This is a genomic window from Chloroflexota bacterium (assembly GCA_016887485.1).
Classification (GTDB): Bacteria; Chloroflexota; Anaerolineae; order Anaerolineales; family Anaerolineaceae; genus Brevifilum.
The window spans coordinates 2,222,306-2,237,982 of record CP069394.1 but is presented as its reverse complement, the minus strand read 5'-3'; the positions used below and the strand labels follow the sequence as shown (position 1 = coordinate 2,237,982).

Below are 15,677 nucleotides of genomic sequence, written 5' to 3'. Positions count from 1 at the left end.
TATTTAATTCACTTTAAAACAACACTGCCACAGATTTATCGTCTGCGGCAGTGAATACTCCTAATCCGGATATTTCTTATTGGCGCTCGCCGAGGGTAACGGTCAGATCAAGGGTTTGATCGCCGCGTAAAACCGTCAGCACCATCTGATCACCAGGATGCTTATTGAGCATCATATAGTTAAGCAGCTCACTGAACTGGACAATCTCTTGACCATCCACGGCGACGATCAAATCGCCCCCGCCATAAAGGCCCTGAACCTGGGTAAGCTGGTTACCGGCCTGCAATCCAGCCTGATCGGCAGGTCCGCCAGGTACCACTTCCAGAATATACGCCCCCGTCGCTTCGGACAAGCCCAGATAATCAGCTTCTGATAAAGTCAATGAAGGATAAGCTGAAACGCCCAAATACGGGTAAATGTAGGTTTCGCCATTAATCAATGATGGCAGAACCAGGCTGAGGATATTGGAAGAAATCGCAAATCCGATCCCTGTGTTGGCGTTATCACCACTAAATGTTGTTCCCGCCACCTGAATGGCTCGATTGATCCCAATCACCTCACCATTGAGATTCAGCAAGGGGCCACCGGAGTTGCCGGGGTTAATCGTGGCATCGGTTTGGATCAGGTCGGCCGCGGAGAAATAGCTGCCTTCAGTCGTCTGACGGATCGAATCCAGGGTACGTCCTAGCGCCGAGACAATCCCAACTGTCATGGTGCCACTGAGTCCATAAGGATTCCCAATCGCAACGACAGTTTGCCCAACTTTGACCTGGCTGGAATCACCAATCGTTAAAGGGAAAAGTTCATCCTCAGCGACATCCACCTGGAGAACTGCCAGGTCAGAATCCAGATCTACTCCAATCACGTTAGCATAGACCTTGAGGCCACTCACAAAATCCACTTCCACGCTGGTGGCGTCTTCAACCACGTGATAATTCGTCACAATATGACCGGCCCTGTCTACCACGAAGCCTGAACCTAAGGCAGCTCCATCAGCAGTCACCACCTGGATCGAAACAATCCCAGGGTTGACGTTATCATAAAGGCTGATCAGGGCATCCTGCTGCAGGATTTCATCCGGGATCAAATATGTGGCTGTGGAGACATCGGCAGCGGTATCGGCGGTTTCGGTGACCGACGGCGTGATATCCGTCACCTCAATGGCAGGCTCAGCAGTCGCTGTCGGAGATGAATTGATTAACTGTGAAATGGTGGTAGGCAAAACGCATGACATCAATGTCAGGCTGACCACCATCATGATAATCCAAAGTTTGGAGGTCTTGACGTTCCTCATAATTTGATAGTCCTTTCCTGCCTTATCATATCCCGGATTGATAAAATAGTTATTAACGTCCGAAGAATATTATTAGTCCATTTTATGTCAAATCCTATCCCCGATCTATTCATTTTTGATAAAGATCACCCAAACTTCGCCTTCATATTTTTTCGTTATTTATGAATTTACCCTAACTTGACGCTTAAAGGGGATTATGCTACTATCTTAATAACATCCTATTCAGATAATTATTATCAAATCAAAGTAGAAAAATGAAGGAGATGACTCAATGACAAAAAGATTTAATCTGGTCATTGTTTGTGTTGTCTTACTCACCTTAGTGCTATCAGGCTGCCAATTACCTGCCTCCCAAGCACCAGAGACCGAAGCTAGCCAGGCTATGACGACGCCGATCAGTCTGCAAACCGATTCTCCTGAGAGTATGACCCAGACAAGTGTGGCAAAATTACCCGCAACGAGCACATTGATCTCACCAAGCGCCACAGCCACCAGCACGCCTGAACCGACCTCAAATATTGTAATCCCGACCGTTACCCGACCGGCAACCTATGTTCTGCAAGAGGGTGAATTCCCCTACTGCATCGCCCGGCGCTTCAATCTGGACCCCGCTGATCTGATCAGCCTCAACGGACTCACAGCGGATGAACTGGTCAGCCCCGGCACCACACTCCAGATCCCGCAATCCGGTACCTGGATTGGTGAGGGCCGCGTGCGCAATGCCCATCCGGACACCTACACCGTCAGCTCCGGCGAAACGATCTATTCCATCGCCTGCTACTACGGTGACGTCTCACCGGAAGCGATCATTGCCGCCAATGAACTCGAGGCACCCTACACCCTGCATGCCGGTCAGGTGTTGGATATCCCCTAAATCTCGGGTAAATATAATTTGCTAAGTATTGATACTGCGCCAGCATAGAATCAACGGCGCAGTATCTTCTTTTAATTCAACTTTATCAAGTAAGGCGCTCTTTATGACATTCACCATTCTCAATAAAGAAAAACAATATCAAGGGCACGCATTCGACGTGGCCAAAGTCCACGCCAAGCTCCCAAACGGCAAAGAACGCGATTATGACCTGGTCCAACATTCGGACTCCATCGCCATTGTCCCCGTGGACGCGCAAGGCAGGATTTATTTTGTCTCACAATACCGAATTGGTTCAGAAAGCGATCTATTGGAGCTGCCCGCCGGGGTGATGGAGACAGGGGAAACGGCACTTGAATGCGCCGAACGGGAAGTTCGGGAAGAGATCGGCCTGGCGGCAGAGAAGATGCAAGCCCTGGGCGGCTTTTATTTGGCTGCCGGCTATGCCAATGAATACATGACCATTTTCCTGGCTCAGGGGCTTTATGAAGCTCCCCTGGCGCCTGATGCGGATGAGTTCCTAAATGTGGTCTCCTTTTCCATCCAGGAGGCCTATCAGATGGCCCGGGAAGGTAAATTTTCCGACAGTAAGTCACTCGCCGCGCTGTTGCTCGCCGAGAAATATCTTTTACCGGTAAAGTGAGTGTTATTTCCTTAATTAAAACCCCAAAAATGAATCGTGACAGGTTACATGGGCAAATATGAAAGAAATAACGTCATGGTGCCTGGGAATCAGGTTATACTTAACATTTGGATAAAACCAGAAAGATGCTAAGTCCTATCCCCTGGCAAAATCCCGTTCCAAGAACGTTTAATAGATTATCCTAACAGAAGGAGTATTATTCATGACGCGTCAAATGGTAATGACTGATGCAAACGAGGCAACAGCCTGGGTCGCTTACCGGTTGAATGAGATCATCGCAATTTACCCGATCACCCCATCCTCTCCGATGGGCGAATATGCCGATGCCTGGTCTGCGCAAGGCATCCCCAACATCTGGGGAACCGTGCCTGACGTCACAGAAATGCAAGCAGAGGGTGGCGCAGCTGGTGCAGTGCATGGCGCATTGCAGGCTGGCGGCCTCACAACCACCTTTACGGCTTCTCAGGGGTTGCTCCTGATGATCCCCAACATGTACAAAATTGCCGGCGAACTGACCTCCACAGTCTTCAATGTGAGCGCTCGTTCACTTGCCGCTCAGGCCCTTTCAATTTTTGGTGATCACTCTGATGTGACCGCCGCCCGAGCCACAGGCTTCGCCTTCCTCGCCAGCAACTCTGTGCAGGAGGCCCAGGATATGGCCCTGATCGCCCAGGCTTCGACACTTCGCAGCCGGGTGCCTTTCCTGCACTTCTTTGATGGCTTCCGCAGCTCCCATGAGATCAGCAAGATCGAACGTCTGGACGAAGCTGACCTGCGTGCTCTGATTGACGACGACACCGTCGCTGCCCATCGTTCCCGCGCCCTCTCCCCTGATCATCCAGTGATCCGCGGCACCGCTCAGAACCCCGATGTCTTCTTCCAGGGTCGTGAGACGGTCAACCCATTCTATGAGAAAACCCCCGAGATCGTCCAGGATGCGATGGACCGATTTGCTAAGCAGGTTGGCCGCAGCTACCACCTCTTTGACTATGTCGGTGCCCCCGATGCCGATCGTGTGATCATCCTGATGGGCTCCGGCGCTGAAACCACGGAAGAAACTGCCAAAGCCCTCGTGAAGAAGGGTGAGAAAGTCGGCGTTATTTCTGTTCGACTCTACCGCCCCTTCTCCGTCAAACACCTGATGGAAGCCCTGCCCGCCACTGTCAAGGTCATCGCTGCCCTCGACCGCACCAAAGAACCCGGTGCCGGCGGCGAACCGCTCTATCTCGATATCGTCAATGCGGTCAAAGAAGCTATGGAAACCGACATTGCCCCCTTCGAAAATACCCCCAAGATCATCGGCGGCCGCTATGGTCTTTCCTCCAAGGAATTCACCCCCGCTATGGTCAAGGGTGTCTACGATGAAATGGCCAAAGCCAAACCCAAGACCCATTTCACCATCGGTATCCATGACGATGTGAGCAATACCAGCATCGAGTGGGACCCCTCCTTTGAAATCCTCGGCGACGACGTTGTTCAGGCTATGTTCTTCGGCCTCGGCGCAGACGGCACCGTGGGCGCAAACAAAAACTCCATCAAGATCATCGGTGGCGACACTGACAACTTCGCTCAGGGCTACTTCCAGTATGACTCGAAGAAATCCGGCGCAGTGACCGTTTCCCACCTTCGCTTCGGCCCCAACCCGGTCCGTGCCCCTTATCAGATCGCTGAAAACGAAGCCAACTTCCTGGCCTGCCATCAATTCAGCTTCCTCGAAAAATACAACATGCTGAAATTCTCCCGACCCGGTGGCATCTTCCTGCTGAACAGCATTTACGGTCCGGATGAGATCTGGGATCACCTGCCCAAGAAGGTTCAGGAAACCCTGATCAAGAAGAACCTCAAATTCTATGCGATTGATGCTTACGAAGTTGCCCGCAAGACCAACATGGGTCAGCGCATCAACACCATCATGCAGACCTGTTTCTTCGCCATCAGCGGCATCCTGCCCAAAGATGAGGCGATTTCCGAAATCAAGAAATCCATCAAGAAGACCTACAGCAAGCGTGGTGAAGCCGTTGTGAAGCAAAACTACGATGCTGTTGACAACGCCCTTTCGCACCTGAATCTGATCACCGTGCCCGACAAAGTCACCAGCGACATCCCAATGCGCCCAGCAGTTCCTGCCGAGGCCCCTGAGTATGTCCGTGATGTCCTTGGCAAGATCATCGACCGCGATGGCGACAATGTCCTCGTGAGCGAAATGCCTGTGGACGGCACCTTCCCCAGCGGCACAACCCAATGGGAAAAGCGCAACGTTGCTCTCGAGATCCCCGTTTGGGACCCCGACCTCTGTATCCAGTGCGGTAAATGTGCCTTCGTCTGCCCCCATGCCACTATTCGCACCAAGGCTTACGAAGACTCCTATCTGGAAAATGCACCGGAAACCTTCAAACACACCAATGCCAAATTCCGTGAGTTCCGTGATGGCTGGTCATTCACTGTCCAGATCGCTCCTGAAGACTGCACCGGCTGTGGAGTGTGCGTTGAGAACTGCCCCGCCAAGGACCGTGAGAACCCAGAACATAAGGCCATCAATATGATGCCCCAGCCCCCAATTCGGGAGCAGGAAGCTGAAAACTGGGCCTTCTTCAACGATATTCCTTACCCGGATCGCAAGTCCTTCGAGCCCCACACCGTCAAGAACTCTCAGCAGCTTGAACCGCTCTTCGAGTTCTCCGGCGCTTGCGCTGGCTGTGGTGAAACCCCCTACATCCGCCTGGCCACTCAGCTCTTCGGTGACCGCATGGTGATCGCCAATGCAACCGGTTGTTCCTCCATCTATGGCGGCAACCTGCCCACCACGCCTTACACCTTCAACGCTGACGGACGCGGCCCCGCCTGGTCCAACTCCCTCTTCGAGGATAACGCTGAATTCGGCCTCGGTATGCGCCTGACCATCGACAAATTCGTCGAAATGGCCCAGGAACTGGTCGTCAAACTCTCCGACAAGATCGGCAAAGAACTTGCCGATAACCTGGTGAACGCCAGCCAAAAGACCGAAGCCGACCTGGCAGAACAACGTGCCCGGGTGGTGGAACTCAAGAAGAAACTTGAGAAGATCGACACCCCCGAAGCCCGCAACCTGCTTTCCGTTGCTGACTATCTGGTGCGCAAGAGTGTCTGGATCCTCGGTGGTGACGGCTGGGCGTATGACATCGGTTACGGCGGTCTGGATCACGTTCTGGCTTCCGGCCGGGACATCAATATCCTCGTCCTCGACACCGAAGTTTACTCCAACACCGGTGGTCAGTCCTCCAAGGCGACCCCCCGGGCAGCCGTGGCGAAATTCGCCGCCAATGGTAAGGACCTCCCCAAGAAGGACCTCGGTATGATCGCCATGTCCTACGGTTATGTCTACGTGGCTCGGGTGGCGATGGGCGCCAGCGACCGGCAGACCCTCCAGGCCTTCCGCGAAGCCGAAGCCTATCATGGACCTTCCCTGATCATCGCTTACTCCCACTGTATCGCTCATGGTATCACCATGAAATACGGTCTGAAACAGCAGGACCTCGCCGTCAAATCCGGCGTGTGGCCGCTCTATCGCTACAATCCTGAAATGGCCGCTCAGGGCGCCAACCCGCTCTCGATCGACTCCAAAGACCCGACAATCCCGGTGGAAGAATATGCCTACAACGAGACCCGTTACCGGATGTTGCTGCAAAGCAACGAGGAACGCGCTGAGATGCTGATGAAGAAAGCCAAGCACGACGCTTCCAGCCGGTGGGACCTCTACTCACAGATGGCAAAGATGCATTACGGCGACGACGAGGAAACCGAAGCCTAATTTGGTTTCTGCAGTCCCGACAAGTATAATAAGTGGTGATGGGCAATTGTCCATCACCACTTTTTTATTCGTAGCTTTCCTACAATATACATTTTCATTGGAGGACCAATGATCAATCTCAAAACCAAGTATCTTGGCCTGGAATTGAAGAACCCCCTGTTGGCATCCGCTTCCTCACTATCCAAAAGAATCTCACGTGTCAAACAGATGGAAGAAGCCGGGATCAGTGCCGTTGTGATGTATTCCCTGTTTGAAGAACAACTCGTGCACGACAGCCTGGCCTTTGACTACTTCATGGAACGCGGCACAGAACAATTCGCTGAAGCCCTGGATTATTTCCCTGAACTGGACCGCTATAATGTCAGTCCCGATAACTACCTCGAACAGATCCGCAAAAATAAAGAAGCTGTCTCGATTCCGGTGATCGGCAGTCTGAACGGCGTCTCCAACAGCGGCTGGGTGGAATACGCCGCCGATATTGAGCAGGCCGGTGCGGATGCGCTTGAGCTGAATACCTATTACATCCCAACCAATCCCAAGATGACAGCGGCCGATCTGGAACAGAACTATGTCGATTTGGTGAAAGAGGTCAAAGCCAAGGTCAAGATCCCGGTTGCCGTCAAACTGAGCCCCTTCTTCACGGCGCTGCCGAACCTCGTCGCCCGCCTGGTTGAAGCCGGCGCGGACGGGATTGTGCTCTTCAACCGCTTCATCCAACCCGACCTGGATATTGAGAAACTGGAAGTGGACCCCAGCCTGCACCTTTCCACCTCAGCGGAATTATTGCTCCCCTTGCGCTGGATGGCCCTGCTTTCCGGGCAAACCAAAGTAGACCTGGCCCTGACCACGGGCGTGCACACCGGTTTGGATATGGTCAAAGCGGTCATGGCCGGGGCAACGGTCGTCGAAGTGGCTTCTGAATTTGTGGCCAACGGCGTAGGCCGCGGCGCTGAGATGTTGAATGAATTCCAGAATTGGATGACCGCCTACGAATATGATTCCACGGAGAAGTTGCGCGGCGTGCTGAACGCCAAGAACCTCAAGAGCCCCGGTGCATTTGAACGAGCCAATTACATGAAGGCCCTGCAGAGCTATGATAATAAACTGCCGTAGTTAGACCGTGTATGACGATCAAGGCCGGTATCTACCGGCCTTTTTGTTTTTAACCTTTAGATTGAGTAATCGATCCACTAAGAAAGGTAGCCTATTATGGCTCCATTGGTTGGGTGATGGTACATGAGCCATCCTCGGTAAAGGCCTCAAGGATTTCATCCGGCCAATAATAAGTCGTCATATAAAATCCATATTCATTCATGAAACTCGCGCCATAATTGACCAACACCAGCCAATTCTCTCTATAAGGCAAGATCTCTGAGACTATTCTGCTGCTGCCAAAAGCATTTGATGAACTAAATAACAAATCGCCCGTTCTCAGGTCATAAACCTCAGGCCACACCCTGGCTCTGTAACCTTCATAATATTGCCAGGGCGATATCATATGGTCGTGATAAAACCAGTTTATGGAACGACCGACAAAGTGTGGCAATTTAACCGCAGCCGGTATTTCAACCTGTGGGGTGGCTATCTCTCCCCATAATTTGCCAGCGACTGTGTTGCCCAAATCATCCTTGCTCACAATGGTATATTCGAGAAAAATCAGCTCACCATCATCCGTCATGCCCAAAACATTCAGATAATCATCGCCCAGTTCATAGACATTTGGCGTCTCAAAAGCACCGTATTCATTCATGTGCATCTTCCGTCTGAAATCAAACGGCATGATTAGCTGTTGATCCGAGACCGTCAGCGTGGTCAGGTCCAAATCCCTGTAATGGACCGCGAACCGCGAGCCAACGGAGTTGGTTGTCGTCTGGAGAATGCGCATCGTGTTCTCACCAACCCGGTAAGGAGCATAGAACTCGATGGTGTCATTCGCGATCGTATAGTCCGGAAGCGACATCTCCGTCACATTCAGTTCCTGATCCACCAGGAGTCCCTCAGTCAACAAATCATTGACGCAAACCAGCTGCCCCTGCCAGCTCCAATTACAGAAAATAGGGTCCTCTTCGTTAAAGGGGACTACAATGGAAGCCACGCCGCCTCCGGGTGAAAGCTTGTAGAGCATATTCCCAATCTGCATAAATAGCTGCTTTTCTGCTGTCATGATCGGCCTGGACCAGGTGTTGATCGGGCCCGGCATGAGCGCAGAGACATCATAAAAATCATCTGTCGTCAGGTTGAACATCTGGAGGGGAGCAGTATCTTCCGGGTCCTGGCTGCCAAAGATGGCTACGACCGTATCGTCGCCGAAATAGGACACTTTCTCCACTTCAACATGATAAGGCTCATCCGTCATCTGGGGCTGGGGGGTCCAGGTTGCCCTGGCTGCCATATCCGGGGTATTCTCCCCCAGGAAAGAACAGGCCTGCAGGGTAATTGCCAACAGCAACAAAGCACCTATGACATTGCGTTTTATGCACTGATTTTTCATCATCTCACTACCAATCGCCTGTTAGGTATATCTATTCTTCAACCAGACTGCCGGATTTCATGTGATAGACCACATCCATTTTTGGCAGGATCGCCAGGTCATGGGTGGCAATCACCACACAATAGCCATCCCGATGCGCAATGCTGACCAGGATATCCACGATATTCTGACTGTTTTCTTCATCCAGGTTACCGGTCGGCTCGTCCGCTAAAAGCAGGTTGGTATCCATCGACAGAGATCGCGCAATAGCCACCCGCTGCTGTTCACCGCCCGAGAGCATGCCTGGAAAGCGGTCCAACACGGAATCAGGCAATGCAACCCGGGAGACCAGCTCTTTGGCTTTATCCCGCGCCGGTTTCCCCCTGAATCCTCGCAGCTCCATCGGCAGGGTGATATTCTCAGAGACCGTCAACAGCGGTAATAACCTAAAGCTTTGATAGATCATCGCTGCGCTTTCCAGGCGGTAACGGGAAAGGTCCATCTTCGAAGTGGGTTTCTGCTTGAACAGCACCTCACCCTCATCAGGCAGATCCAACCCACCCAGCAGCGACAGCATGGTGCTTTTCCCGCTGCCGGATTTACCGACAACAGCATAGACTTTACCAGCCTCAAATTCACAGCTGACATTATTTAACACCCTGTTGGTCTGATATCGGCTCTGATAGCTGAAAGAGACATCCTTAACTTCCAAAAGTGACATCGGTTCCTCCTCAATCCTTATCCGTCAGGATTGCCAGCAGATTCCTGCTGTTCATAATTCCAATGGAAAGTGCACTCCCCACAAAATAACAAATGATGAATCCCAAAATGAGCCAGAGATGCAGCGCGATAAACGGACCGCGAAGAACTCGCCAGGCCGCCATACCCAAGCCCACACCGGCCACACAAAGCAAACTCTGTTCCAGGAAGAAGCTCATGAAGGTAATGATCGGTGAAGCGCCCATTCCCCGCAATGTTGCCAGCTCCATTCGGCGGCTGATGACCAATAGATAGGAGACCACAAATGCGATCACGCCCACCAACAAATATAGGAAGGGATAGAGTGTATTGACATAGCGAATTTGCTGCTTGAGGCTGGCTACGGCATTATTAAAGATCGCGTCATCCAGGACAATAAATGTGCGCAATTTACTGATGTTATTGACCTGAGAATAGCCATACTCACTCAAATAATCTTTGAGATGTTCCAATGTTTTCGTTTCCGTCAATTTGAAGGTCGCACTGTCAAAATCAACCGAGTAGAGTTGGTCCATTTGCTCTTCAGTGGGAGTATAACCCTCTTCAAATGTGAGCGATGCCGGTTCATCCGTCCGCTGGCCTTCATCCCAGATCAAGCTGTTGTCGAACATCATGTACAGCGGCATGTAGATGGTCTCCATAATCCCTTGCTGCTCATAGCTGCCCACAATCCGTAAATCAAAATAATCAAGCTCGTCTCCTCCCCGAGGCGTGTGTCCGCCCCGTACAGAGTTAAGGGCAATCCGAATGACATCTCCCAGGTCAACTTCAAGCCTGTCCTGCAATTGCGTGGATATGAGTGCATTCACGATATCCGATTCACCTGGCGCTTCCGCCAGGAAAGAGGCATCGTACCCTTCCAGGAAAGTGATGGGGACTTCATCCAGGTAATAAAACGCTGGCGCATTTTGGAAATCATTGGTGGCGATTAACCTGATACCCACGCCTTCCCGACCAAATTTCGCCATAAAATTGTCAATGGTAAAAGAATTTGTGGGCACTCTCATGGGCGGGACATCTTCCACTGTGCCATCAACATGGATGATCGTGCCTGTATATAACGAAGTCTGGTCAAGAGAAACAGAGAGTGAATCAATCGCACCGGAACGGTACAGGTCCATCACCAATTGAGAATCGATCACCTGTCCCCCAACCTGTTTACCCTTGATATCGGTAAATCGGCCGGTGAGCGTAGTATTTTCATAAACATCTTGCAACTGCTGCTGATAGCGGTTGGTGGTCGTGGAAAGCTGTCCCAGGAAGAAAATCACCGTGAAGGCCAGCAGCGGCACGACAGTCGTCCTGGTGCCACCCCGCAAGATGGACAGGAGCGCATATTTCCCACTGCCGCCCCGCAGGTGGGAAGTCTTCCGTTCCCGGCGAGGTCCGGTGGTTCGCTGTTTTTTTGAGCGGGTGACCTGGAATGCAACGGTTAGAAAAATCAAACAGGAGAGCAACGCAACCCCAAAAACGATCAATCCAAATTTTAGGAAGAACGCCAAATCCAGTTGAGGCGCAAATTCCAGCACCCGGGAAATGCTCAGGTTACCATTGCTATACCGGCCATCAATTAAGGTCTGGCTGAGGGCTGCATCGGCCACCATTTGAAGCACACGGTCATGGAATTGATAGCCTATCCAGGATCCAATCAGCGTCGCTATCAGAGAAATCACCCCCGCGCTCAACAGAAAATAGCCACTGACCCAGGGTTTACCGGCCCCCAACAGGAGCAAAGTCTCGCCCGTTTCACGCTGGCGATAGACAAAGATATAGCCAAAGAAGATCAGCACGGCTAGTTCCACAACTGCAACGATTCCCGTTAGAATTTTGGCGATGTTCAGGATTGTGATAAAAGGAATCGCCACATCCGCATAGCCCTGATCATAAATCGTCAAATTAAATCGGCCTTGCATCAATTGATCAATACGGGCCGCAAATTCACCGGCTTCGCTGTTTCGAACAACCGCCTGACCAACAGTATAACCAATTGGTATTGTTGACGCTGGTACCCCCACGGATTTTGGTACATAGACGTACCATTCTCTGCCTTTTACGGTGTTAGTAATGCCAATAATTTTGAAATCCGCTTCATTTCTGAAGCCATTTCCCGCCCAATACTTTGGGTTTTCCCCTGTCGAGTCAGGCTCAACAAAGCCTATTGTGATCGTATCTCCTACGGTCTTTTCCAACCTGGCGGCCATGAATTCAGGAATGATGACCACCCGGTCGCCATTCTGATATTCTTCCTCCGAAAACTCACGACCTTCCAACAGATATTCCTCTTCCTGATGGAAAGAGTAAAGGCTCATCAAATCATCCGTACTATTGACCAATACATAGTTCTGACTAACCCGAAGAGATTCCCCTGCTTTTTCATAAACCTCAGGCAGGTCATAAGTGATGCCCGAATCAGTCTCAACCGTGATGTCCAGAATGTAGGGAATATCAATTCCATTGGCTTCAGCCGCCTCATTGGAAAAATCGGAAGGACTGAGAATGCCATAAGGAGACCAATCGATATACCCCATCCCCGAGACCGCATAGAAGCGATCACTCTCAAGATAGCCATAACTAGTTAGCAAAAGGACCATATCATCATTTTCAATGAAGCTTGAATACAAGCTATTGGCAACAACAGCTGTATAGGTGTTATAACTCGAGTTATATGTCGCCCGGCTAACAACTAGCAATGCGGGCTGAAACGCCTGAGCAACTCGGTCATCCCGCTTGAAACCCTCTACATATCCGAAATAACGAGAGGATTGATCCCAAAGCAAAGTGGCAGGATCATCCGCAATCCCCGATAGATCCAATTCCGCCAGATCCGCTACCATTTCAGCGTCAACAATATCATCCTGAGGATAAGCCTGACCTATGTACTCAATCAATCCGATGGTCTTATAAAATTCATCGGCATCATTCAAAAATTGAGTGATGGACGCCCAAACACTGACCCCAAGCGAAAGCGTCAACGTGAGCGCAAAAATCAGCAGCGCGAATAGAAGTGTTTTCCCTTTGGTTCGAACCAGACTGAGTAAACTGTTACGAATGAGCACTGTACCTCCCTTTGGACTACCAAGAGGATTGGATTTATGATGTGTAATGCAGCCCGGTCCCGCAATCCCTAAATATTTTCAATGGCAAGCCCATTGCGTGCCATATCAACATCTAGGTAAACGGGTAAACACCGCTTCAAGTTAAGTATGGTCAGCGATCTAGAACAAATTATTTAGATTTATCAGGTGTAAATGCTTAAAACAAGGTTTGCTTTTTGATTCAACCCAACAGAATCAGAAAACACGATTTATTGCTAGTGGCTTTTTTAGTTTCTTCTCCGTTTGGGGCTGAAGTGCGATAGTCCCCATCCTGATTGGAACTAAGAATATCATCTTCTAAATTCCAAACTGCCGCGATTATACCAAACCCCAGGTTCCTGTCAATTTTGATACTAACAAATCGCCCATTATTCATCCCTGCCCCTTCCGTGATTAAATTGGAAGCAAGGTAAGTTTCCCCTACTGCAGAACCATTTTCACCCAAACCGGCCAATTCCATCCTCTCTGGCGACTAATATCCCGTATAATTCATGATACCGAGAAATTTATGACTGCAGTTGATGAGATCAAATCCAGGCTGGATATCGTGGATATCGTCTCGGAAACGGTGAAATTACGCCATTCCGGGAAGAACTATACAGGATTCTGCCCCTTCCACACCAACACGAAAACCCCGGCTTTCGTGGTCTTTCCCGATTCCCAGACCTGGCGCTGCTTTGGACAGTGCAATGAGGGCGGTGACTTGTTCAGCTTCGTGATGAAGCGCGAAGGTTGGGATTTTCAGGAAACCCTCCGCAACCTGGCCGACCGCGCCGGTGTCACCCTCCACGAATATACCCCTGAGCAGCAGGAAAAGGTCGAAGAGAATGAACACCTGCGGGAAGTACTGAGCATGGCTGTCACTTTCTTCCAGCACCAGCTGCGTAACACCCCAGCCGGTAAAGAAGCCCTCGAATACCTCTATGGCCGCAAGCTGAACGATGAGACGATTGACGCCTTTGCCCTTGGTTATGCTCCCGATTCCTGGGACACCCTCACGCAGTATATGGCCTCCCGCAACATCAGCGAGCAGGACTTGTTGGATGCGGGGCTGGTCTCCCAGCGGGATTCGGGTGGCGTCTATGATAAATTCCGCCACCGCCTGGTCATCCCAATCAAGGATGCGCGCGGCAAGATGGCCGGTTTCGGCGGACGCGTGCTGCGGAAGGATGACGTACCAAAATACCTAAACTCACCCAAGACTGCTCTCTTTGATAAGGGACGCTTGCTCTATGGACTGGACATGGCGCGGCGAGAGATCCGAGCCAAGGACCAGGTCGTGATCGTGGAAGGCTACCTTGACGTGATCGGCCCCTATCAGGCCGGTTTTAAAAACTGTGTATCACCGATGGGCACAGCACTCACCGAGGACCAATTCCGGTTGATCAAACGCTATTCCCGCCGGATAGTCCTGGCATTGGACCCGGATGCTGCCGGTGAAAAAGCTACGCTGCGCGGTCTGCAAACGGCCCGTGAAGTGATGGAACGCGAAGGCGATATGGTCTTTGATGCCCGCGGCCTGATGCAAGTGGAAGGACGGTTGAAAGCGGATATCCGAGTCACCACTCTGCCGGATGGACTGGACCCGGATGAAATCGCCCTGGATGATCCGGACCTCTGGGATCAGCTTGTGCGTGAGGCCAAACCCGTGGTTGTCCATGTGATGGAAACCCTCGCCGCCCATGCAGACATCGATGACCCCAAGACCAAGGAGCAGATTGCCAACCAGGTGTTGCCGTTGATCGAAGACGTCAAGGGCAGTGTTGAGCGGGAAGCCTACCGGCAGCAGTTGGCGCGGCTCCTGAGAGTGGATGAGCGTGCCCTGGTGCGTCAGGCATCCGGCGGCCCATCCCGTCCCCGGCGCCGATCCTACCGCCAGATGCCACAGGTGTCAGCCATCACATCCCCTCTGACCAACACCCACCGGAAACTGGAAGAGAACTGCATCAAGGCCCTCGTCAGCGATCCCACCCTGGTACACTTCATAGACCGCACCCTGCGGGAGCTGGAACTGGTCTGCCTGAATGTTGAAGATTTCACCCAGACAGATTTCAGGGAACTCTTCAAAATCGTCAGTGAAGCCCTGGATCAGGACGATGAGGACCCAGCTGAATATGTCCGCACTCGGATCCCGGATGAGATGCAGGAGAGTTTCCTGATCGAAGCTGACCAAAACCCCTATCCGGATTGGCGCTTGCAACCCAACGCCTCTATCCTGGAAAGCACCTCGAACGACTTCATCCGCTTACGCCGCATTCGGGTGGATGAGAGCTTGGACCAAATAACTTACCTGCAATCCCAACAAGCCTCTGAAGATGAGGAAAATCCCCCTCAGGACTTCGGGAAGCTTGCCCTGGAGTTTATCCAGGCCCGCGCCAAACTGGACCGCGCCTTGCAACTAAATCGTTCACAAGGGAAGCTCTGAACGCGTGTCCCGTGTTAAAATAAACGCACGAATGTTTCAATCGATAACATTAAAGCTCTATCAAAAACGATTAAATCGAAAGAAAAGATGACCACCAAGCCAGAAGACCCAGAAGAGGATAACAAAGAACAGCAGTTTTCCGAAGATGCTGCTCAAGCAGAGGAAGCTGCCGCCCTTGCATCCATCCTGACCTCAACAGATGACCCGGTCCGGCTCTATCTCCGCGAGATTGGCCGGATTGACCTGCTTGAGGCGGATCATGAATTCTGGCTTTCCAGTCGGATGAAGGCCCAGGAGCACCTGCAAGAGGTTCACCAAGCCCTCAATAAAGAC

General features: G+C 51.4%; 10 protein-coding genes and 1 pseudogene. 6 read left to right on the top strand and 5 right to left on the bottom strand.

The window, feature by feature from the left end; genetic code table 11:
• Positions 1-76: 76 nt before the first annotated feature.
• Complete coding sequence (locus JR338_10205; GenBank protein QRN82780.1) at positions 77-1,294, bottom strand: trypsin-like peptidase domain-containing protein; 1,218 nt, start codon at positions 1,292-1,294, stop codon at positions 77-79.
• Between the two features lie 271 nt (positions 1,295-1,565).
• Between JR338_10205 and JR338_10200 the strand changes: the two genes are divergently transcribed.
• The 4 genes from JR338_10200 (at position 1,566) to JR338_10185 (ending at position 7,708) form a co-directional block, all read left to right on the top strand.
• The gene (locus JR338_10200; GenBank protein ID QRN82779.1) at positions 1,566-2,168 is read left to right on the top strand and encodes a LysM peptidoglycan-binding domain-containing protein; all 603 of its coding nucleotides are present in this window, start codon (positions 1,566-1,568) and stop codon (positions 2,166-2,168) included.
• Positions 2,169-2,271: 103 nt separating this feature from the next.
• On the top strand, positions 2,272-2,808 hold the full coding sequence (locus JR338_10195; GenBank protein QRN82778.1) for an NUDIX hydrolase: 537 nt from the start codon (positions 2,272-2,274) through the stop codon (positions 2,806-2,808).
• Between the two features lie 202 nt (positions 2,809-3,010).
• Complete coding sequence (gene nifJ, locus JR338_10190; protein ID QRN82777.1) at positions 3,011-6,595, top strand: pyruvate:ferredoxin (flavodoxin) oxidoreductase; 3,585 nt, start codon at positions 3,011-3,013, stop codon at positions 6,593-6,595.
• A 108-nt stretch (positions 6,596-6,703) separates the two neighbouring features.
• The gene (locus tag JR338_10185; protein QRN82776.1) at positions 6,704-7,708 is read left to right on the top strand and encodes a dihydroorotate dehydrogenase-like protein; all 1,005 of its coding nucleotides are present in this window, start codon (positions 6,704-6,706) and stop codon (positions 7,706-7,708) included.
• 94 nt (positions 7,709-7,802) lie between these two features.
• On the opposite strand, the gene JR338_10180 is transcribed toward JR338_10185, so the two are convergent.
• From JR338_10180 to JR338_10165, 4 genes are all read right to left on the bottom strand, one after another.
• The gene (locus tag JR338_10180) at positions 7,803-9,089 is read right to left on the bottom strand and encodes a hypothetical protein (GenBank protein QRN82775.1); all 1,287 of its coding nucleotides are present in this window, start codon (positions 9,087-9,089) and stop codon (positions 7,803-7,805) included.
• 28 nt (positions 9,090-9,117) lie between these two features.
• Entirely contained in the window at positions 9,118-9,786 is a 669-nt protein-coding gene (locus JR338_10175) for an ABC transporter ATP-binding protein (protein ID QRN82774.1), read from the bottom strand.
• 10 nt (positions 9,787-9,796) lie between these two features.
• Positions 9,797-12,880, bottom strand: coding sequence for an ABC transporter permease (locus JR338_10170; protein QRN82773.1), 3,084 nt, complete (start codon positions 12,878-12,880; stop codon positions 9,797-9,799).
• Positions 12,881-13,100: 220 nt separating this feature from the next.
• A complete protein-coding gene (locus JR338_10165) occupies positions 13,101-13,379 on the bottom strand; it encodes a hypothetical protein (protein QRN82772.1) in 279 nt (92 codons plus the stop codon).
• A gap of 48 nt (positions 13,380-13,427) precedes the next feature.
• Here JR338_10165 and JR338_10160 point away from each other — a divergent pair, with 48 nt between their 5' ends.
• Positions 13,428-15,344, top strand: coding sequence for a DNA primase (locus tag JR338_10160; protein ID QRN82771.1), 1,917 nt, complete (start codon positions 13,428-13,430; stop codon positions 15,342-15,344).
• A gap of 87 nt (positions 15,345-15,431) precedes the next feature.
• Positions 15,432-15,641: pseudogene (locus tag JR338_10155) on the top strand (hypothetical protein).
• Positions 15,642-15,677: the final 36 nt, after the last annotated feature.